The sequence below is a fragment of the Nocardioides koreensis genome (assembly GCF_039531775.1).
Classification (GTDB): Bacteria; Actinomycetota; Actinomycetes; order Propionibacteriales; family Nocardioidaceae; genus Nocardioides; species Nocardioides koreensis.
Window position 1 is genome coordinate 576,754 of the sequence record NZ_BAAAQR010000001.1, and the last position, 19,514, is coordinate 596,267.

Below are 19,514 nucleotides of genomic sequence, written 5' to 3' on the forward strand. Positions count from 1 at the left end.
CCCGCTCAGCCGGCCAGGTCGGCGCGTCGCTCGACCACTCCGTCGACGGCGGTGGCCGTGCTGCGCAGTGCGGTGACCAGCGCGCCGTACACCGGCCAGGGCAGCCCGGGCAGGCGCTCCCCGGAGAGGTCGTGGGTGAGCTCGTCCAGGTCGGTGCGTACGTCGTCGACGTCGCGGTCGGCGTCGACGAGCCGGAGCGCGGTCCGCTCCAGCAACCCGGTCCACCGGGCCCGGAAGTCGTCGTCCCAGGCCTGACCCTGCCCGGTCGCCTCGTCCACGACGCGGGCCATCGCGCGCGCGTGGGTGACCCCGTCCTCGAGCCGCAGCAGCAGGGCGGTCGCCTGCTCGACGTCGGTGGTACGCCGGGACCGGCGCCGGCGCGGGTTGCCCCACCGGCTCTCCCGGGTGAAGCCGAGGTGCGACTCGGCCTCGTCGAGGAGGGCGTCGATGCGCCGGGTCTCGGCGATCCAGGCCCGGCTGACGGCGTCCTCCATGTCCGGGCGCAGCTCACCCGCCATCCGGCCCAGCAGCGCGCCGAGGTCGGCCGCGGCCCGGTCGAGCACCCGCTCGGCCAGCCGGTCGTCCAGCGGCGGGACGACGACCAGGTTGACGACCAGCCCGACGCCGACGCCGACGACCGTGTCGAGGAACCGGTGCAGGAGCAGCTGCTCCTGGCTGCCGTAGCCGGCGGTGAGCACGAACAACGCGGTCGTCGCCACGGTGACCCCCTCGTCGCGCAGCAGCGGGGTCCGGGCGACCAGCAGCCCGAGCAGCACCGCCAGGCCGAGGCTCGGCGCGCCGTACCCCCACAGCTGCACCACCGCGAAGGAGAGCAGGATGCCGACCATCGTGGAGAGCACCGACTGGGCGCCGCGCCACAGGGTCCGGTAGACGGTGGCGTGCACGGTCAGCAGCGCCGCCCACGGCGCCAGGAAGGGCTGCTCGAGCTCCAGCACCTTGACCGCGAGCAGCCAGGCCACGACCGTGGCGATGACCGTCTTGAGCACCTGCGCCAGGTCGGTGTGGAGCTCGGGCCGCGCGGCCCAGCGGCGTGCCGCGGGCAGGGCGCGGGCGCCGGCCTGGCGGACTCCGGACGGCGACGACATCCGGCGACGCTCTCAGCCGGGCCCCCGCGCGCGCACGTCCCTCACACCTGCGGGTGAGGGACGTGCGGGCGGCGCGGGGCGGGCCGGGTGCGGCGTCAGAACGGGTAGCGCTCGATCTCCGACTGCATCGTCACCCACTGCAGGTGGCCGAACGTCTCGAGGTTGGCCCGGGCCCCGCCGAAGTGGCCGCCGGACCCGGAGGCCTTGATCCCGCCGAAGGGGATCACCGCCTCGTCGTCGACGGTCTGGTCGTTGACGTGCACCATGCCGACCTCGAGGCGGCTGCTCAGCTCGTACGCCGCCATCGCGTCGCCGCTGAGGAGCCCGACCGAGAGCCCGTAGGGGTCGTCGTTGACCAGCGCGACCGCCTCGTCGACGGTGTCGTAGGCGATCACCGGCGCGACCGGGCCGAAGATCTCCTCGCGGGCGACCCGCTGGTCCGGGGAGACCCCGGCCAGCACCGTGGGCCGGTAGAGCAGCCCGTCGTGGGTCCCGCCGGCGGCCAGCCGGGCGCCCTGCGCGACCGCGCCCGTGACCAGCTCGTGCACCCGGTCGCGCTGGGTCGCGTCGATGAGTGGGCCGAGCGCCACCTCACCGGACCAGGGGTCGCCGACGGGCAGGGCGTCGGCCTTGGCGGCCAGCATCGCGGCGTACTCCTCGGCCAGCGGCCGCGGCACCAGGTGCCGGCCGGTGGTCATGCAGATCTGGCCCTGGTGGAGGAAGGACCCCCACGCGCCCGCCGACGCCGCCGCCTCCAGGTCGGCGTCCGGCAGCACGACGAGGGCGTTGTTGCCACCGAGCTCGAGGTGCAGCTTCTTGAACATCGGCGCCGCCACCGCGGCGATCGCGCGCCCGGCGGCCGTCGAGCCGGTGAAGGACACGCAGGGGACCTGCGGGTGGCCGACCAGCCGCTCGCCGAGCTCGCGGCCGCCGGGCAGCACGTGCAGCAGTCCCTCGGGGAGCCCGGCGTCGGCGAGCAGCCGGGCCAGGGCCATCCCGCCGGCGACGGTGGTGCGCGGGTCGGGCTTGAGCAGCACCGCGTTGCCGAGCGCGAGCGCGGGCGCGACCGAACGCATGGACAGGATCCCGGGGAAGTTGAACGGCGAGATCACCCCGACCACGCCCACCGGGACGTGCCGGGCGATCGACAGGCGGGGCTTGCTCGACCGGAGCACCTGGCCGTACGGCGCGGCTGCGGCAGCGGCCGACTCGCGCAGCTCCGACACGACGAGCCCCAGCTCGAAGGCCGCCTTGCCGGGCGCGGAGCCGGCCTCGCGGACCAGCCAGGGATGCAGCCGCTCGGGCTCCTGCTCGAGGAGCGCTGCCGCCCGCAGCAGGACCTCGGCACGCTGCTGGTACGGCGCGTCCGCCCAGGCCCGCTGGGCGGCGTGCGCGGTCGCGACGGCGTGGTCGAGGTCGTCGGCGGTGGCCGAGCCCACCGAGCCGAGGACGGCGCCCGTGGCCTTCTCGACGACCGGGCTCGGCTCGCCGCGGCCCTCGACGAAGCTTCCGGAGAAGATCCGGTCGGTCCAGGGCGCCGTGCCGGTGGCGGGGTCGCGGTGGGTCGTGGTCACGAGTGGACCTCCTTGGTGTCGTGGCTGCGGGATCCGGCGGCCTCGTGCTGGGCCTCGGAGCGTTCGAGGCCGCGGGGCACGGCGATCATCGCCGCCACCGCCAGCAGCGCCACCGCGGAGAAGAAGTAGAAGCCCCACGGGTAGGCGATGCCGGCAGTCACCAGGGCCCCGGTGATGGTCGGGCCGACGATCGAGCCCACGCGACCGATCCCGGAGGACAGGCCGAGGGCGGTGCCGCGGATGTCCGAGGGGTAGCTGCGGGTGATCCAGGCGTAGACGAGCACCTGGGCACTGAACACGAACACGCCGGTGACGAAGACCGCCACGTCGAGCAGCAGCGTCGGCATCTTCACGCTGAGCAGGCCGAGGAAGACCGCGGCACCGAAGAACCAGCCGATCGCGCTCGGGCGGATGCCGCGGGCGTCGCCGACGAAGCCGGCCAGCACCAGTCCGGCCACCCCACCGAGGTTGAGCAGGAACAGCATCACCAGCGAGGTGGACAGCTTGTAGCCGGCCTCGCTCATGATGGTGGGCAGCCAGGAGATCAGGCCGTAGACGAGCAGCAGGCCCATGAACGAGGCCACCCAGGTCGCGACGCTGGCGACCAGGAAGGGCTGCCGGAGCACGGCCGACAGCGGCACTCGCTGGGACTCGGGCTCACCGGAGCGTCGGGCCAGCACCCGCTCGCTGGTCTCGGGGAGCTTGACCCACATGACGGGCAGCACGGCCAGGCCGACCACGCCACCGATGATGAAGAGCCACTCCCAGGTGGGCATCACGACGAGCCCGAGGAGCGCGGTGAGCATCGCGCCGGTGTGGTAGCCGGTCATCGCCAGGGTCGTGCCCCGGGCGCGCTGCGAGGGCCGGACCGTCTCGCTCATCATCGTCAGCGCGGCCGGCATGCAGGCGCCGAGGCCGATGCCCGCGAAGAAGCGCAGGGCCGCGAACGCCGAGACGTCCGGCGCCCACGGCACCAGCAGGGTGAGCACGGAGAACAGCGCGATCGACCCCATCAGCGAGACCTTGCGGCCGATCCGGTCGGAGATCGGGCCGACCAGCAGCGCGCCGACCAGGATGCCGACCAGGGAGATCGTGGTGATGAAGGTGGCCTCGGCCTTCCCGATGCCGGCGTGCTCGGTGCCGAGGATGGTCGGCAGCGAGGCGCTCAGGGCCACGATGTCGAAGCCCTCCAGCGTCACGGTCGCCCAGCACAGGGCGCGGGTCCAGCCGGGGGTGGCGACGCGCGGGGTGGGGTCGCCGGTGGTGGCGGTCATCGGATGACTCCTTCTCGGGGTTCCTGCGGGCCCGGTCACCCGACGTCCTGCGACGCCGGTTCCGGGGTGGTCAGGGAGGTGTCGACCTGGAGCAGCCGCGGGCCCTCGGGGGTCCGCGACAGCTCGTGGGCGAGGGCGGACCGGTCCTTCACGTGGACCGCGGGCACGCCGTACCCCTCGGCGAGGGGGACGAAGTCGATGCCGGGCACGTCGAGGCCCGGGACGTCGGGGGTGCCGAGCAGTCCCGCGAACCAGCGCAGCGCGCCGTAGCTGCCGTTGCGCAGGATCACGAACGTCACCGGGACGCCCAGCTGGGCCGCCGACCAGAGGGCGGTGATGCCGTAGTTGGCCGACCCGTCACCGACCACGGCCACGACCGGCCGGTCCGGGCGGGCCAGCGCGACCCCGACGGCGGCGGGCAGCCCGAAGCCGAGGCCGCCGGAGGCGGGGAAGAAGTAGCTGCCCGGATGGCGCAGGTCCATCTGCGCCCAGAAGTCGGCGTTGGTCGAGGTCGACTCCACGACGTAGCTGGTGTCGGCGGGCTGAGTCTCGCGCAGGGTCGCGAACACCTCGGCCGGGTGCAGCGCGTCGTGGGCCGAGGCGGGCGCGTCGCAGGGAGTCCATCGGTCGGAGGCGTCCGCGGCGAGCGTGGCGGGTACGTCGACCCCCAGCAGGTCGAGGAGCGACTCGACGACCGCGGCGGGATCGGCGACCACGGCCTCTCCCATCGGCGCCCGGGCCGCGGCCGAGGCGCTGTCGGTGACCTGGACCAGGGTGGTGCCCTCCGGCAGCAGCTCGCCCGGCTCGTGCTGGTGGTAGCGGAAGACCGGCGCGCCGAGGACGAGGACCAGGTCGTGGCCGGCGAGGGCCGCGGCCACGGACCGCACGCCTGCCGGGAGGACGCCCCCGAACAGCCGGTGCCGGTTGGGGAACGGCAGCCGGTGCGGGGAGGGCGCGACGTGGACCGTGGCGCCGAGGTGCTCGGCGAGGGCCATGAGCGGGTCGTACCCGATCCGGCCGTCGAGCTCCGGGCCGAGCACCAGCAGCGGGCGCTCCGCCGCGCGCAGGCGGCGGGTGAGGTCGGCCGCGACGGCGGGGTCGACGTGCGTGGCGTCGCGGACGACACGGTCGAGCAGGTGCGCGCTGCCGGGGGGCGCCGGCCGGTCCCAGTCGTCGTACGGCACGGAGACGTACGCCGGCCCGCTCCGGGCGACCCTGGTCTCGTGCAGCGCCTGCGCGATCGTGCGCGGGACGTCTCCGGGCGACAGCGGCTCGGCGCTGAAGCCGGTCAGCGGCCGGGTGAGCAGCCCGGCGTCGGTGCTGGCGAGCATCACCTCCTGGCCCACGGTGTCGCGGACCTGCTGGCCGGCGATGACCAGCAGCGGGGTCCGCGAGACCGCGGCGTTGGTCAGCGCCCCCATCGCGTTGCCGGTGCCGGAGGCGGCGTGCAGGTTCGCCACGCCGACCCGCCCCGACGCCTGGGCGTAGCCGTCGGCCATACCGATCACCACGCCCTCGTGCAGGCCCAGGACGTAGCGCACCTCGCGCGGCAGCCCGGCCAGGAACGGCAGCTCGTTGGAGCCGGGGTTGCCGAACAGGACCGTCACGCCGTTCCTGCGCAGCAGGTCGTGGGTGACGTCGCGGACGGTGGTGGGCACGGAGCTGATCCCCCTCTCTGTCGGTGTCGGGCGACCGGGTGGAGTGACGGCCGTCACTGGCAAACCTAGGAAGCCCAGGACATACATGGCCAATAGAACTTGCGCGCTCCGGCATAGACGGCTTCTATGTGCCCATGGCGGCCCCGATCGACCTGGTGCAGGTGCGCACCTTCGTCCACCTCTACGAGACCCGCTCGGTCACGGCGACGGCCGAGCTGCTGCACGTCACCCAGCCGACCGTGAGCTACACGCTCGGCAAGCTCCGCCGCCGCTTCGACGAGGAGCTCTTCGTGCGCACCCCGCAGGGGCTGGAGCCCACGCCGACCGCCACCGAGCTCTACGAGCCCTTCCGATCGGCGGTCGAGACCATCGACCGCGCCGCGGGGCCGGAGCCGACCTTCGACCCGGAGGCGGCGGAGCGCGAGTTCACCCTGATGCTCTCGGAGTTCGGCGAGCTCTCCTTCCTGCCGCTGCTGCTGGGCCGGCTGGCGGTCCTGGCGCCCCGGGCCCGGCTGACGGTGCGCCACCTCGTCGTGGACGACGCCCCGGAGCTGCTCACCCGCGGGCAGGTCGACCTGGTGGTGACCAGTGCGCGCCTGCCCGAGCAGCTGCTGACCCGCCGGGCGTTCATGGTCGTCGACTACGTCGCGCTCGCCGCGGCCGACCATCCCCGGCTGCACGGGACGCGCCCGGACCCGTCGGCGTTCGCGGCCGAGCGGTTCGTCAGCGTCCGGGGCACCACCGGCCACCTGGGGCCGGTCCACCTGCTCGAGCGGCTCAGCCTGGAGACCCGCGTCGAGCTGGAGCTGAGCAACTACTCGGCGGTGCCCTACGTCGTCGCGGAGACGGCACTGGTGGCCATCGTCCCCCGCCACATCGCGGAGATCTTCGCCGCGCGGCACGCCGTCACCGCCTTCGACCTGCCGTGGCAGGTGGAGCCGATCCACGTGGCGGCCTACACCCGGCGCGGGCCGGGCCCGGCGCGTCAGTGGCTGGCCGACATGGTGGTAGGGACGCTCTCGGCTCGCCGCTTCCGCTGAGCGGCGATCCCACACCGGACCCCGGCGTACCGTCGAAGACATGACCAGGCGTGAGCAGGCGTGGCGGGTCACGGACGTGCCGCCCGGGCTCAGCGAGCGCCAGCGGCGGCGCCGGCGCCGCTACTTCGCGATGATGGGCACCTGCCTGCTGCTGATCGTGCTGGCCTGGAACGTGGTGCGGCTCTTCTCCACCGGCGCGGCCGTGGTGATGACGGTGGTGGCCGCGCTGATCCCGCCGGTCGCGGCGTTCCTCGCCAACCCGTCCGACGACAGGTGACCGCTCTCAGCCCTTCGGGAGCCGGTCGCCGAGCCAGGCCTGGGTGCCGTCGGCGAGCCCCTTCAGCTTGGGGCGCTCGGCCAGCGGCGTGACGAGCAGCGGGCTGTCGTCGGGCAGCGACCACTTGAGCTCGTGGTAGACGCGGGAGAGCGTGTCGCCGCTGTCCACCAGCAGCAGCCCGGGCGCGGCTCGGCGTACCTCCGTCCACGGCCCCGACAGGTCGTCGGGCACCGGCGCGGGGGTCCAGGCGAGGTAGACGGTCACCGCGTCAGTGTGCCGCAGGCCCCGCCTGTTCGGCCCTTGCTGAATGGCCGTCACGGCCGGAGACTGCAACGGACCCCTGCTCCACGACGAACGGTGAGGACATGGCTGACGACGAGACCGCGACGGATGACCTGCGGGCCGAGCTGGAGCGCGTCGAGACCGAGATCGACGAGCTCGGGCGGAACGTGCGCCAGGTGCGCGACAGCCTGAGCGACGGTGGTCCCATGGACCCCGAGGACCGGTCGACCGCCCTCACCCAGGTCGAGGAGCTCGAGGCGGTCCGGACCGGGCTCGAGCGGCGCCGGGAGACGATCCGCGAGCAGCTCGGGTCCGCGGGCTGAGGGCCACTCGGCTCAGCGCCCGCTGCAGTCGTCCGAGTCCGACAGCCGGGAGGCTTCCTCGTCGGGCCGTCCCTCGCCCGCCCGTCGGGTCAAGCCGGTGACGCAGCGGATCATCAGCGGAAGCGCCGCCAGCGAGATCACGAGGCGCACCACATGCATGCTGGCCACCACGGGCACATTCGCGTGCAGCGCCGTTGCGGACGCGACCATCTCCCCGACACCACCCGGGACCATGCCGAGCACGGCGCTCACGTGGTCGAGGTGGCCCGTGGCTCCGATCAGCAGACCGGCGGCAACTCCGATCCCGATGATGCTGACGACAGCCAGCGCTCCGGGCACGAGGACACCCAGGAACTCTCGCAGCACGCCTTCCTCGATCGCGGCGCCCACCGCGGTCCCGACCAGCACCTGAGCGACGATCCGCCAGCCGGCCGGCACGTCGATCGCCCCAGGCCAGACCAGCGTCAGGACGAGGCCCCCCAGGATCGCGCCCGTGAGCGGCCACATCGGTAGCCGGAGCCGGCGCCCGAGTCGGGCGCCGACGCCGGCACTGAGGGCCAGGAGCAGCAACGCCACGACCGTCACAGCGTCCGCGCCATCGCGATCAACACCGGGAGCACCAGGAGCACGACGGCCAGGATCCTCACGGTGTGCACCGCCAGCACGACGCCCATCCGGGCTCCCATCTCATCGGCCACCCCGGAGATCGCCGAGAAGCCGCCGGGCGCGCAGGCCAGGACTGCGGTGACCGCGTCCACGCGGTACCGGCGGACCAGGAGCCACGCGAGGAGCACGTCGGCCACCAGGAGCAGCACCACGGCGGCGAGCAGTGGCACCCAGATCTTGAGCAGCTCCCCGAGGGTGCCGGCGTGGACCTGCGTGGCGACCGCGCCGCCGAGCAGCACGAGGCCGCAGACCCGCACCGCACGAGGCGCCGCCCGCGGGCCCTGCCGGGCCAGAGGGCTCCTGTTCACGAGCGCACTGCCCAGCACCGAGCCGATGAGCACGCCGGCGGGCACGCGCGCGAGACCGAGCGCGGCCGCGCCGACGGCGGCGCCGGCCATCAGGGAGGCGGTGTGCGTCAGCTGCTCGTGCTCCCGGCTCACACCTGGAATCCGGGCAGCAGGGGGAGCACGGTGCCGGCGGGCAGGTCGATGTTCCCGTAGAGATAGGCCGCCACGAGCAGGGCAACCGCCGCTCCGGTGTAGACAGTCGTCTTGATGGCGCTCAGGCGGGAGACCACCAGGAGGAACAGCGGCACGAACACCAGGGCACCCACGACGAAGCCCAGGAAGTTCACCAGGGCCACGAAGAGCACCAACCAGCCAAAGGCGACGACGGTCTGGCTCACCTCGCGGTTCCACGCCCGGTCCCGTCGCTCGCCCCGCCACACGGCGACGCCCTCGCGGACGACCAGTACCGACGTCAGTGCGATCCCCAGCAGCGTGATGAACACTGGTGCGAGCCGAGCGCGGGACGGGTAGTCCTGGGCCACCAGGTAAGCGGCGACGAACATCACCAGGGTCGCGACGGCGACGGTGAGCGGCCAGATGCTCTTCGCCAGGGCGCCGTCCCCGGAGGTGTCCTGGGTCCCGCGATCCTCCTCCCCACCGGTAGCCGCGTGGCTGTCGAAGCCCGCGTGCGGTGCGCTGACCGCGCTCGGCTCGCTCACTGTCCGACCGGCGCCACCCGCAAGAGCCATCGCCGGACGGTCCGCCTCCTCCGCCTCGAGGACGGGTGTGGGCTCCGCGAGCCTCGCGCGCATCCGGCGTACCGGCACCATCACCAACGGGATCGCCAGGATCACCATCATCCCGATGACGAACGGGCGCTGGATCCACTCGCCCGTGGTGTACAGGTTGCTCGTGAGAAAGTAGTACCGCTCCAGGGGAACACTGAGGATGAAGCCGATCAGCAACGGCGCACGAGGGAAGTCGGCAGCCTTCATCACGTACCCGATCACACCGAGCGCCAGCATCGCGACGATCCCGCCGAACTGCGTGGACTCCGAGTACGCCGCGGCGAACATGATCAACAGCAGACCCGGAGCGAGGTACTGGAACGGGATGTAACTCAGTCGTGCCAGCGGCTTCACCAGGAAGAAGCAGACCACCGAGCCGACCACGCTCGCGATCGCGAACGACCACACCACGGTGTACATGACGTCGAGATGGTCGGTGATCATCTGCGGTCCGGGCTGGATCCCGTAGGCCAGGAGGGCACCGAGCAGGAGCGCCGCCGGCGCACCGCCCGGGATTCCGAAGAGCAGCGTGGGAATCAGGTCGCCGGCCTCCACCGAGTTGGCGGCGCTCTCGGCGGCGACCAGACCCCGGGTGTTCCCGCGCCCGTAGGTCTTGCGCTCTTCCCCACGAGCCGTTGCCGCGGCCTGCCCGTAGGCCATGTACGTGCCTGCCGTGGCCCCCAGGCCGGGCAGCACACCTGCCCACATCCCGACGAACACGCCCCGAAGCGTCATCTTCCACTCGCGCAGCGCCTCGAGGGCGCCCTGCCTCCAGCCGTCGCCGACCTCCATCTTCTCGGCCACGGCACTCTTGCGGGCCACCATGTGGGCGATCTCCGCCAGGCCGAACAACCCCAGCGCCAGCGGCACGAGACCAACGCCGTCGAGCAACGAGTCCGCGCCGAAGGAGAAGCGGTAGGTAGCCGCGGCCGGAGCCGCGCCGATCATGCCGATGAGCAGGCCCAGCGCGGCGCCGACGAGGCCCTTGAGCATGTTCCCCTGGGAGAGGAGGGCAGCCAGGCCGATGCCGAGCACGGTGAGCATGAACAGCTCCGGAGATCCGAACGCCAGCACCAGCGGCTCGGCGATCGGGATGGAGAAGGTCAGGCCCACCGCGCCCAGCACGCCACCGATCATCGACGCCACGAAGCAGACGGCGAGCGCTCGCGCGGCCTGCCCCTGCCGCGCGAGCGCGTTCCCGTCCGGCATGATGACCGCCGCCGACGCCGAGCCCGGCACCCGCAGCAGCACCGCTGTGATGACGTCGGAGTGGTGGACCACCGCCACCGCGCCGATCAGGATCGCCAGGGACTGCTCCGGCGGGAGCGTGACCACGAAGGGGAGCAAGATCCCCACCGCGGCCGTACCACCGAGCCCCGGCAGGACGCCCATGGCCAGGCCCGCCACGACCCCGATGGCCAACATGAGGAGGGTCCCTGGGCTGGTGAAGCCCGCCAGGGCTGACATGGCAGCGTCGAACATGGGTAGCAATCCTGTTTCTCGACGAGTAGCCGGAGGCTACTGAACGGTGGTGTCGTACTTGGTCTCGAGCATGTCGAGCACGTACTGCTTGACGGAGTCGGAGATGTTGAACGCCTTGCTCAGCGCGCCCTCGACCTCGTCACCCCGGTAGACCGGGTAGTCGCCGAGGTCGGCCTTGCGGGCCTGCTCGAACTTCTCGTTGTTCTTGAGCTCGGGCACCGCGGCGATGAAGGCGTCTCGTACCGACTTCGGTGTCTCGGCAGTCGCCCACAGCCCCTTCTGGTACGTGCAGCCCGCGGCGAGGAACGCCACGTACGCGTCGTAGCCGGGACCCGACGGCTTCTGGCCGTACAGCTGCTCATACACCTCGGGAACCGTCGGAAGATCCTTGAAGTTGGGGTCCCTCACGACGTTGCCCTGGTCGTCCAGGACACCGAAGGACATCAGCGGGATCGCGGTCCCGTCCTCCACCATCGGCTCGACCTCGGTGAGGTACCCGGCCGTGGTCTGGTAGTCGATGTTGGTCTCGCCCCGAGCCAGCGCCAGTCGCGCCGGTCCGCGCCCCTCGAATCCGAAGGTGGTCTTCGGGTACACCTTGAGCATGTCGAAGGCCAGCAGTGTGCTCAGGTCGAGACCCGTGGCGCTGATGCCGCCGTACGAGAGGGGGTTCGGAGGGTCTTTCAGGTCCTCGACCGAGCTGATCCCGGAATCCTTCGACACATAGATCACACCTCCGGTCCCAGCCACCATCAGCGGCTTGAGCTTGGTGAAGTCGTACTTCACCTGGGGGAGCCCGAGCAACCACTGGAACGTCGTCGTGGCCGACGAGACCAGCACCTGGGAGCCGTCGTTCGGATTCTGCGTGACGAACTGGTTCGTCCCCGTGATGCTCTCGCCGCCCTCACGGTTCACGACCTGGACCGAAGGCTGACCTTCGAGATCCTCGGCGAGCGCGGGGGCAAGGACTCGTCCGAACGTATCGGTGCCGCCGCCCGGGGCGAACGGGACGATGAGCTGGACGTTGCCGGGGACAGATCCGTCGGCGTGGGCCGACGACTTGCGGCTGCCGCAAGCGGACAGCGGGAGACTGGCCGCGAGCAGTACAGCCAAGAAGGCCCCGAGCCTCCGGCCTCGTGGGTTCAGCATGACGATGGCACCTCCGTACCGGTTGTGATTGTTGTGGGGTTGGCAGCCTCGGCGTGATCGTCGAGGTACTCATCGGGGACGAGGACGGCGCCCTCCATCAGCCGGCGAGCGGTTCGGAAGGCGGACACGTGGGGCACGTGCCAGCCGCCGTTCTCCTGGACCACCTCCGCCGAGAGGGGCAGCACGCCGGCCGGGTGGCCGATCATGGTCTCTCCGCTGCGGGAACCTGACGCCTCGTGCGGCAGCGTGCCGGGGAGTGCCGCGGCGACCGCCGTGCAGATGCCTCCGGTCAGGGCGTAGGAGCGGTGGAGCCGGCCCATCGACATCATGGCCGCACGCAGCGTGGTGTCGCTCGCGGACTGCAGCGTCCCGTCGGTCCGGTGGTAGTCGCGCGGCGGTCCGACGAAGGTCAGCTTCGGAACCGAGGGGCTCGACGCGGTGGCCTCCTCGGGGTGCTCCACGATGCCGGCCAGCACGCCCGCATGCGACCGCACCAGCTCCATCCGCTCCAGCAGGTCGGGGCGGGAGTCGATCTCGTCGGGCGACTCGACGCCGCGCAGCCCCAGGTCCTCCCAGCGCACGAAGACCAGCGGGTTCGCCGCATCGACGATGCTCACCTCCAGGCAGCCGACCCCGGGGACCTCGAGGGCGTCGCGGGGGTTTCCGGTGGGGAGCAGACGCCCGGTGACCGAACCGCCCGGATCCAGGTAGTCGAGCTGGATGGCGGCGCCGCCGCCCGGGACCCCGGGCAGCTCGAAGTCGCCGACCGGGTGGAAGCGACCGTTGCGGGTGGGGACGTGCGCCACGATCGTCTTGTTGGTGTTGACGTTCAGGAACCGGACCTTCGTGACCGGGTCGGTGGCCTCCACCAGACCCTCGTCGACCGCGAAGGGGCCCACCGCGGAGGAGATGTTCCCGCAGTTGCCCCGCCGGTCGATCAGGGCCTTGTCGATGGATACCTGCCCGAAGTGGTAGAGGACGTCGACCCCCAGGTGACGGCCGTCCGAGATTACCGCCACCTTGCTCGTGCTGGAGGTGGCGCCGCCGAGACCGTCGACCTGCCGCCGGTCGGGATCGGGGCTGCCGTAGGAGGCGAGGATGAACCGGTCGCGGCGGATCGGGTCCCCGGGGAGGTCCTGCTCGTGGAAGAACAGGCCCCTGCTCGTGCCGCCCCGCATGAAAACCGCTGGCACCTTCACCGAAAACCCCTTTGCATGCAACTTGAACCCGTGATGCGTGCCACTTTGGTACAGGTCGTCCCTGCACACAATCGCGAGGTTTTTCAGACACCGTGAAGCAGCGCTAAAGGCTCGTCCCGCGGTGACCGCGGCCCGGCGGCACCTACGGCACCGCGGGAGCCCCGGGCGGCGCTACCGCTCGGCGGTCCTCCGGACCGCCGTGGCGTCTGCGGCGGCGACGAGGATCTCCGCCATCGCGACCTCCGCCGGTGTCGGCACGCGGCCGACAAGGCTCGCGAGGAGGATGCGGCGACGAGGGGCGTCGGCCCCGAGGGAGAGCACGGTGACGTCGTCCCGCAGGTTCGCCAGCGCCAGGCGCGGCGCCAGGGCCACCCCCATGCCGACCGCCACCATCGCCTGCGCCTCCTGGTAGTCGTTCGCCTCGAACGACACCGTGGGCTCGAAGCCGGCAGCGTGGGCGGTGCGCGACAGCACCTCGGCCACGGGGTGCCCGCCACCGCGGATCACCCAGCTCTCGTCGGCCAGCTCTGCCATCTGAACGGCCTTCCGGGAAGCCAGCGGGTGGCTCCTCGAGACCACCACCGCGGTGGGGTCCTCCGTCACCTGCCGCAGGACGAGCTCTGGCTGGTTGATCCGGGACCACTCGTAGTCCCACAGCAACGCCATCTCCACCCGCCTGCGCTCGAGGTGCTCGAGGAGCAGCTCCAGCCTGGCGCTGAGGACGCTCAGCCTCACCCCGGGATGTCGCTCACGGAATCGGTTGACGGCGAGCGGCAGCAGCGACGACGCCACGGTCGGGAACGTCCCCAGGCGGAGGGAGCCGGCCCGGAGCCCCGCGATGTCGTCGAGCTCGACCTCGAGCGCCTCCAGCTGTCGCTCGATCGAGCCGACATGGGCCACGATCGCCTTCCCGGCATCCGTCAGGACAACCCCACGGGGGTGACGCTCGAGCACGGGATGGCCCACCTCCGCCTCGAGCCGGCGGACCTGCTGGGAGATCGCGGACGGAGTGTAGGACAGAGCTGCCGCGGCCCCCGTCATCGAGCCGTGCTGGGCGATCGCAGCGAGCAGCCTCAGCCGCCCGACGTCGAGTTGCACTGCCCCACGACCTCGGTCAGGTGCCCAGCAGGACCGCGATGCGGATCTCGCGGGCTCGGCGCATGTGGGCCCGGGCGAGGCGTTCGGCCTCGTCACCGTCGCCCTTCTCGATGGCCCGCGTCACGGCATCGTGCTCGCGCACGGCCTCCTCGGCACGCCCGTGGTGCGACAGCGTCGAGAACGGCATCCGGCGTACGGCGTGCTCGACCTGGGCCAGGAACCGGTCGAGGTAGGTGTTGGAGGCACCCTCCCGCAGCGCCCGGTGCCACTCGAGGTTGGACCGGGAGAGCGCCGGCATGTCGCCCTGCTCCGCGGCCTCGCGCATGCGGTCCCCGATCTCGTCGAGCTGGGCGACGAGTCCCGGCGGGCTGCGGAGGGCCGCCAGTCGGGCCGCCACGCCCTCGAGGTTCTCGCGGACGACGTACAGCGCCAGGATGTCCTCGAGCGAGAGCGGCGCCACGACTGTGCCGTGGTTCGTCGTCTTGACGGCGAGGTCCTCGTCGGCGAGACGCCTCAGCGCCTCCCGGACAGGCGTGCGGCTGACGTTGAACGCCTTCGCCAGCTCGTCCTCGCGCAGCCACGTGTTGGGGGGCATCACCCCGTCGAGGATGGCCTCACGCAGCGCGTCGGTCACTGCCTCGGTCGTGCGTCCCCGGTGCAGGTCGTCGGGGAGGTACTTCGACAAGGCGTCGTAGGGCGGCGCCTTCTCGGGGATTCCTCTCACGTCAGCAGCCTATCCGTCTTCCCCGTCGCGTCCAACGTGGTTACACTCGGCGACGTTTTGTATGCAATTTGAATGCGAGGAGTACCCGAATGACCAAGGTAGTAGTCGTCGGGGGCGGGAACGCGGCCTTGTGCGCCGCCCTCTCCGCTCGGGAGCAGGGCGCCGAGGTCGTCGTCCTCGAGCGCGCCGACGAGAAGACCGCCGGAGGCAACACCGCCTTCACCGCGGGAGCCATGCGTGTCGCCTACGACGGGGTGGACGACCTTCGTCAGCTGATGCCGGAGCTGACCGACGACGAGGTGGCGAACACCGACTTCGGCACGTACTCCACGTCGGACTTCCTCGACGACCTGGCCAGGGTCACCGAGTACCGGACCGACCCCGAGCTCGCCGAGACCCTGGTCGACAACAGCCACCAGACGCTGCTGTGGATGAAGGACAAGGGCGTAAGGTTCGTCCCGATCTACGGCCGACAGGCCTTCAAGGTCAACGGTCGCTTCAAGTTCTGGGGCGGGCTGACCGTGGAGGTCTCCGGCGGGGGTCCCGGCCTCGTGGACTTCCTGACCCGCGCCGCGCTGGCGGAGGGCATCACGATCGAGTACGGCGCCCGGGCGATGTCCTTGCTGCACGACGACGCCGGTGTCCAGGGCGTGGTCGTGCGCCAGGACGGAGTCACCCGGGAGGTGCCCGCCGACGCCGTGGTCCTCGCGTGCGGCGGCTTCCAGGCCAACACCGAGATGCGGACGCGCTACCTCGGCCCCTCCTGGGACCTCGCCAAGGTGCGCGGAACCATGTACAACACCGGCGACGGGATCCAGATGGCGCTCGCCGTGGGAGCGAGCCCGGTGGGCAACTGGTCCGGCGCGCATGCCGTCGGCTGGGAGCTCAACGCCCCGGAGTTCGGCGACCTCGCGGTGGGAGATCACTTCCAGAAGCACAGCTACCCCTGGGGAGTGATGGTCAACGCGCGGGGCGAGCGCTTCCTGGACGAGGGCGCGGACTTCCGCAACTACACCTACGCGAAGTACGGCCGGGAGATCCTGGCGCAGCCCGGGCACTTCGCCTGGCAGATCTTCGACCAGAAGGTGAGCCACCTGCTCCGCGATGAGTACCGCATCAAGCAGGTCACCAAGGTGAGGGCGAACAGCCTCCAGGAGCTCGCCGCCAAGCTCGAGGGGGTCGACGCCGAGGGGTTCCTGCGCGAGATGGATCAGTACAACGCCGCGGTGGACTCCTCCGTGGAGTTCAACCCGAACATCAAGGACGGGCGACGGACGCACGGCCTACCCGTCGACAAGACCAACTGGGCCAACCGTCTCGACGAGGGTCCGTTCGAGGCCTACGCCGTCACCTGCGGGGTCACCTTCACCTTCGGTGGCCTGCGCATCAACAGCTCGGCGCAGGTGCTCGACACCGACATGGCCCCCATCCCCGGTCTGTACGCCGCCGGCGAGCTGGTCGGTGGCATCTTCTACTTCAACTATCCCGGCGGCAGCGGGCTGACCAATGGCTCGGTGTTCGGGAAGATCGCCGGTGCCTCCGCAGCCGCGGAGTCAGCATGAGGCTTGCCGTCATCCCCGGGGACGGGATCGGGCCGGAGCTCGTGGACAGCGCCCTGGAGGTGCTCGCGGCGACCTCCACCATCGAGGGCTTCCCCGTGGACGTGTTCCACGAACCGGGTGGCGCGGAGCACTTCGTCCGGACCGGCGAACCGTTGGGCGCAGACGGGCTGGACCGGTTGCGGGAGGCTGACGCGATCCTCAAGGGCCCCGTCGGGCTGCCGCACGTGCGGCGGCCCGACGGGACAGAGGGCGGCCTGCTCGGCGGCGTGCTCCGGCGGGGCCTGGACACCTTCGCCAACGTCCGCCCGGTGCGTCTGCTGCCCGGGGTGCAGGGACCCACGCGGCATGCGCCGGAGGAGATCGACTACGTCGTCGTCCGCGAGAACACCGAGGGGCTGTACCTCTCGCGCGGCGCCGGGGTGGCCACCCCCGCCGCTGCCTCGGACCAGCTCATGATCACGCGGGAGGGGACGCGCCGTGTGGTGGCCTTCGCGTTCGAGCTCGCGCGCCAGCGAGCCCGGACCCGGCGGGAGCCGGCACGCGTGACATGTGTCGACAAGAGCAACGTGCTGCGCAGCTACGCGCTGTTCCGAGCCGTCTTCGAGGAGGCTGCCGCGGACTACACCGACGTCGAGACGGACTTCCTGTACGCCGACGCCGCCGCGCACGAGCTCGTGGCGCGGCCGGGACGCTTCGACGTGCTCGTCATGGAGAACTTCCTGGGCGACGTGCTGAGCGACCTGGGAGCGGCGACCGCGGGTGGTCTGGGCATGTGTGGATCGGCCAACATCGGCGCCGAGTACGCCTACTTCGAGCCGATCCACGGCAGTGCCCCCGGGATCGCGGGTCAGGACCGGGCCAACCCGGTGTCCCAGATCGTCAGCGTCGCCATGATGCTCTCGCACCTCGGTATGGACGATGCCGCAGCTCGAGTGCAGGGCGCCGTGGAGTCCGCCTTCCGCGACGGCGCGGTGACCCTCGACGACGCGGGATCACCTGCAGCCGGGACACGCGCGACGACGAGAGCGATCGTGCAGCGCCTCGACGCTGAGTAGGTCACGCACCGTCCTCGGGTGCTGAGGACGAAGCAGGGCGGCAACCCCCATGGGTTGCCGCCCTGCTCGTGCTCACGGGGTCTCGACGACGCTCGACCACCGGCTTTCGTCAGATCGGGATGACGACCTCGGCCACGGAGCCGACGCTGGCGTGCACCTTCTTGTCGACCGGCTCGGCCTTCGGGGCGAGGGTGCGGAGCGTCCACTCCCCCTCGCCGGCGAAGAACCGGAAGTGGCCGGTCGCCGAGGTCGGGACCTCGGCGGTGAACTCGCCGGTCCGGTCGAGCAGCCGCACGTAGGCGTTGCCGACCGGCTCGCCTTCGCGGGTCACCTGACCCTGCACGACGGCCTCCTTGGCCACGTTCACCCCGTCGAGCGAGAGACCGCCCTCAGTAGCACCGCACATCTCAGGCCTCACCCTTCTCGTCACCCAGGGCCACCGGCACGCCGACCAGCGAGCCGTACTCGGTCCAGGACCCGTCGTAGTTCTTCACGTTCTGCTGGCCGAGCAGCTCCTTGAGCACGAACCAGGTGTGCGAGGAGCGCTCGCCGATCCGGCAGTAGGCGATGGTGTCCTTGCTCCAGTCCACGCCGGCCTCGGTGTAGATCTTCTTCAGCTCGTCGTCGGACTTGAAGGTGCCGTCGTCGTTGGCCGCCTTGCTCCACGGCACGTTGGCCGCGGTCGGGATGTGCCCGGCGCGCTGGGCCTGCTCCTGCGGCAGGTGGGCCGGGGCGAGCAGCCGGCCGGCGTACTCGTCGGGGCTGCGCACGTCGACGAGGTTCTTGACCCCGATCGCCTCGACGGTCTCGTCGCGGAAGGCGCGGATGGAGCTGTCCTGCTCCTGCGCGGTGTACGACGTCTTCTCGCGCTGCGGCAGCTCCTCGGTGAGCTGGCGGGAGTCGAGCTCCCACTTCTTGCGGCCGCCGTCGAGCAGCTTGACGTCCTGGTGGCCGTAGAGCTTGAAGTACCAGTAGGCGTAGGCGGCGAACCAGTTGTTGTTGCCGCCGTACAGCACGATCGTGTCGTCGTTGGCGACACCGCGCTCGGAGAGCAGCGCCTCGAACTGCTGCTTGTTGACGAAGTCCCGGCGGACCTGGTCCTGCAGGTCGGTGGTCCAGTCGAGCTTGATGGCGCCCCGGATGTGGCCCTTGTCGTAGGCGCTGGTGTCCTCGTCGACCTCGACGAGCACCACCTTCGGGTCATCGAGGTGGTCCTCCACCCACTGGGCGGTGACGAGCGAGTTCTCGCGGCTCATGATGGATCTCTTTCTGTTGCGGGGTCTGGGTCAGCGTGTGGTGGCGCGGCGGATCAGCAGGTACAGCTCGCAGCCGAGGCAGAAGCCGAAGACCGCGTTGAGCAGGGCGGCGACCAGCGCGAAGCCGGTCGCGACCAGGCCGAGCACCGGGGCGCCGGCGAGGAAGCCGAGCAGGCCGACGGTGGCGAAGACCAGGCCGACGGTCTGGGCGAACCGCGGCGGGGCGGCGTCCTCGAGCTCACTCGGAGCGCCGAGCCGTGGCCGGAGCACGGCCCTGAAGACCAGGGCGTGCGGGGTGCTCTGGACGCCGAGGCCGGCGCCGATGGCGAAGAGCACCGCCTGGACGGCCAGCAGCGCGACCGCGATCGGGCTCGGCGCGGACAGCAGCACGACGGCCAGGACGACCGAGGTGACGGCGGCCGCGAACTGCTGGCCGCGGGGGTCGACCTGGGGTCTGGCGACGCCCTGCGACCGGGTGCCGCTGATCTGGGATGCGGTGGTGGACATGTCTCTCCTGATCGCGATGAGGGCCTGGTTGAGAAGGCACGGGCGCGTCAGCCGGATGGCAAGGACTCCCCACCGGGATCAGTCGACTGAACCGGTGGCTTGTTGAGGGGAGTTCGGAACGCGTCCCGTCAGGACATTCGACACAGCGACGAGCGCACGCGGCAGTGGTCCACTGCGCGGCGGCGGGTCAGCATGGTCGAGGACATGGGC

At 71.4% G+C, this 19,514-nt stretch carries 20 protein-coding genes; 5 read left to right on the plus strand and 15 right to left on the minus strand.

Features of this window, described 5'->3' with window-relative positions; all coding sequences use genetic code 11:
- Window positions 1–5: 5 nt before the first annotated feature.
- The 4 genes from ABD268_RS02800 to mdlC form a co-directional block, all read right to left on the minus strand.
- The gene (locus ABD268_RS02800) at window positions 6–1,106 is read right to left on the minus strand and encodes an FUSC family protein (protein WP_344147227.1); all 1,101 of its coding nucleotides are present in this window, start codon (window positions 1,104–1,106) and stop codon (window positions 6–8) included.
- A 95-nt stretch (window positions 1,107–1,201) separates the two neighbouring features.
- Entirely contained in the window at window positions 1,202–2,680 is a 1,479-nt protein-coding gene (locus ABD268_RS02805) for an aldehyde dehydrogenase family protein (protein WP_344147230.1), read from the minus strand.
- Window positions 2,677–3,954: an MFS transporter gene (locus ABD268_RS02810; RefSeq protein WP_344147233.1), complete on the minus strand. Its 1,278-nt coding sequence runs from the start codon at window positions 3,952–3,954 to the stop codon at window positions 2,677–2,679. The genes ABD268_RS02805 and ABD268_RS02810 overlap by 4 nt, the downstream gene beginning before the upstream one ends.
- Before the next feature lie 35 nt (window positions 3,955–3,989).
- Entirely contained in the window at window positions 3,990–5,612 is a 1,623-nt protein-coding gene (gene mdlC / locus ABD268_RS02815) for a benzoylformate decarboxylase (RefSeq protein ID WP_344147236.1), read from the minus strand.
- 134 nt (window positions 5,613–5,746) lie between these two features.
- Here mdlC and ABD268_RS02820 point away from each other — a divergent pair, with 134 nt between their 5' ends.
- Window positions 5,747–6,652 (plus strand): LysR family transcriptional regulator, encoded by a 906-nt coding sequence (locus tag ABD268_RS02820; RefSeq protein WP_344147238.1) that lies wholly within the window; start codon window positions 5,747–5,749, stop codon window positions 6,650–6,652.
- A gap of 40 nt (window positions 6,653–6,692) precedes the next feature.
- Entirely contained in the window at window positions 6,693–6,929 is a 237-nt protein-coding gene (locus ABD268_RS02825) for a DUF3099 domain-containing protein (RefSeq protein WP_344147240.1), read from the plus strand.
- Window positions 6,930–6,935: 6 nt separating this feature from the next.
- Here ABD268_RS02825 and ABD268_RS02830 read toward each other — a convergent pair whose 3' ends face one another.
- Window positions 6,936–7,193: a hypothetical protein gene (locus tag ABD268_RS02830; protein ID WP_344147242.1), complete on the minus strand. Its 258-nt coding sequence runs from the start codon at window positions 7,191–7,193 to the stop codon at window positions 6,936–6,938.
- A 101-nt stretch (window positions 7,194–7,294) separates the two neighbouring features.
- Here ABD268_RS02830 and ABD268_RS02835 point away from each other — a divergent pair, with 101 nt between their 5' ends.
- On the plus strand, window positions 7,295–7,534 hold the full coding sequence (locus ABD268_RS02835; protein ID WP_344147245.1) for a hypothetical protein: 240 nt from the start codon (window positions 7,295–7,297) through the stop codon (window positions 7,532–7,534).
- Window positions 7,535–7,546: 12 nt separating this feature from the next.
- Here the strand turns inward: ABD268_RS02835 and ABD268_RS02840 are convergent, their stop codons facing one another.
- The 7 genes from ABD268_RS02840 to ABD268_RS02870 form a co-directional block, all read right to left on the minus strand.
- Complete coding sequence (locus ABD268_RS02840; RefSeq protein ID WP_344147248.1) at window positions 7,547–8,104, minus strand: AbrB family transcriptional regulator; 558 nt, start codon at window positions 8,102–8,104, stop codon at window positions 7,547–7,549.
- A gap of 11 nt (window positions 8,105–8,115) precedes the next feature.
- On the minus strand, window positions 8,116–8,640 hold the full coding sequence (locus ABD268_RS02845; protein ID WP_344147251.1) for an AbrB family transcriptional regulator: 525 nt from the start codon (window positions 8,638–8,640) through the stop codon (window positions 8,116–8,118).
- Window positions 8,637–10,757, minus strand: a complete 2,121-nt coding sequence (locus ABD268_RS02850; RefSeq protein WP_344147254.1) for a tripartite tricarboxylate transporter permease — start codon at window positions 10,755–10,757, stop codon at window positions 8,637–8,639. Before ABD268_RS02850 ends, ABD268_RS02845 begins: the two co-directional genes overlap by 4 nt.
- A 36-nt stretch (window positions 10,758–10,793) precedes the next feature.
- The gene (locus ABD268_RS02855; RefSeq protein WP_344147257.1) at window positions 10,794–11,669 is read right to left on the minus strand and encodes a type 2 periplasmic-binding domain-containing protein; all 876 of its coding nucleotides are present in this window, start codon (window positions 11,667–11,669) and stop codon (window positions 10,794–10,796) included.
- Between the two features lie 227 nt (window positions 11,670–11,896).
- Complete coding sequence (locus ABD268_RS02860) at window positions 11,897–13,102, minus strand: 2-methylaconitate cis-trans isomerase PrpF family protein (RefSeq protein ID WP_344147260.1); 1,206 nt, start codon at window positions 13,100–13,102, stop codon at window positions 11,897–11,899.
- A gap of 171 nt (window positions 13,103–13,273) precedes the next feature.
- Window positions 13,274–14,200, minus strand: coding sequence for a LysR family transcriptional regulator (locus ABD268_RS02865; protein WP_344147263.1), 927 nt, complete (start codon window positions 14,198–14,200; stop codon window positions 13,274–13,276).
- Between the two features lie 16 nt (window positions 14,201–14,216).
- Window positions 14,217–14,924: a GntR family transcriptional regulator gene (locus tag ABD268_RS02870; protein ID WP_344147266.1), complete on the minus strand. Its 708-nt coding sequence runs from the start codon at window positions 14,922–14,924 to the stop codon at window positions 14,217–14,219.
- A gap of 89 nt (window positions 14,925–15,013) precedes the next feature.
- Between ABD268_RS02870 and tcuA the strand changes: the two genes are divergently transcribed.
- Both tcuA and ABD268_RS02880 read left to right on the plus strand, forming a co-directional pair.
- On the plus strand, window positions 15,014–16,486 hold the full coding sequence (tcuA, locus tag ABD268_RS02875) for an FAD-dependent tricarballylate dehydrogenase TcuA (RefSeq protein WP_344147269.1): 1,473 nt from the start codon (window positions 15,014–15,016) through the stop codon (window positions 16,484–16,486).
- Window positions 16,483–17,541, plus strand: a complete 1,059-nt coding sequence (locus ABD268_RS02880; protein WP_344147272.1) for an isocitrate/isopropylmalate dehydrogenase family protein — start codon at window positions 16,483–16,485, stop codon at window positions 17,539–17,541. The genes tcuA and ABD268_RS02880 overlap by 4 nt, the downstream gene beginning before the upstream one ends.
- 109 nt (window positions 17,542–17,650) lie before the next feature.
- Here the strand turns inward: ABD268_RS02880 and ABD268_RS02885 are convergent, their stop codons facing one another.
- The 3 genes from ABD268_RS02885 to ABD268_RS02895 are packed head-to-tail and all read right to left on the minus strand — an operon-like array spanning window position 17,651 to window position 19,304.
- Complete coding sequence (locus tag ABD268_RS02885; protein ID WP_344147277.1) at window positions 17,651–17,947, minus strand: DUF1416 domain-containing protein; 297 nt, start codon at window positions 17,945–17,947, stop codon at window positions 17,651–17,653.
- 1 nt (window position 17,948) lies between these two features.
- Window positions 17,949–18,797, minus strand: a complete 849-nt coding sequence (locus ABD268_RS02890; RefSeq protein ID WP_344147280.1) for a sulfurtransferase — start codon at window positions 18,795–18,797, stop codon at window positions 17,949–17,951.
- A gap of 30 nt (window positions 18,798–18,827) precedes the next feature.
- Window positions 18,828–19,304 carry a DUF4395 domain-containing protein gene (locus ABD268_RS02895; RefSeq protein ID WP_344147283.1) on the minus strand — a complete coding sequence of 159 codons (477 nt, stop codon included), beginning with the start codon at window positions 19,302–19,304 and terminating at the stop codon, window positions 18,828–18,830.
- Between the last annotated feature and the right edge of the window lie 210 nt (window positions 19,305–19,514).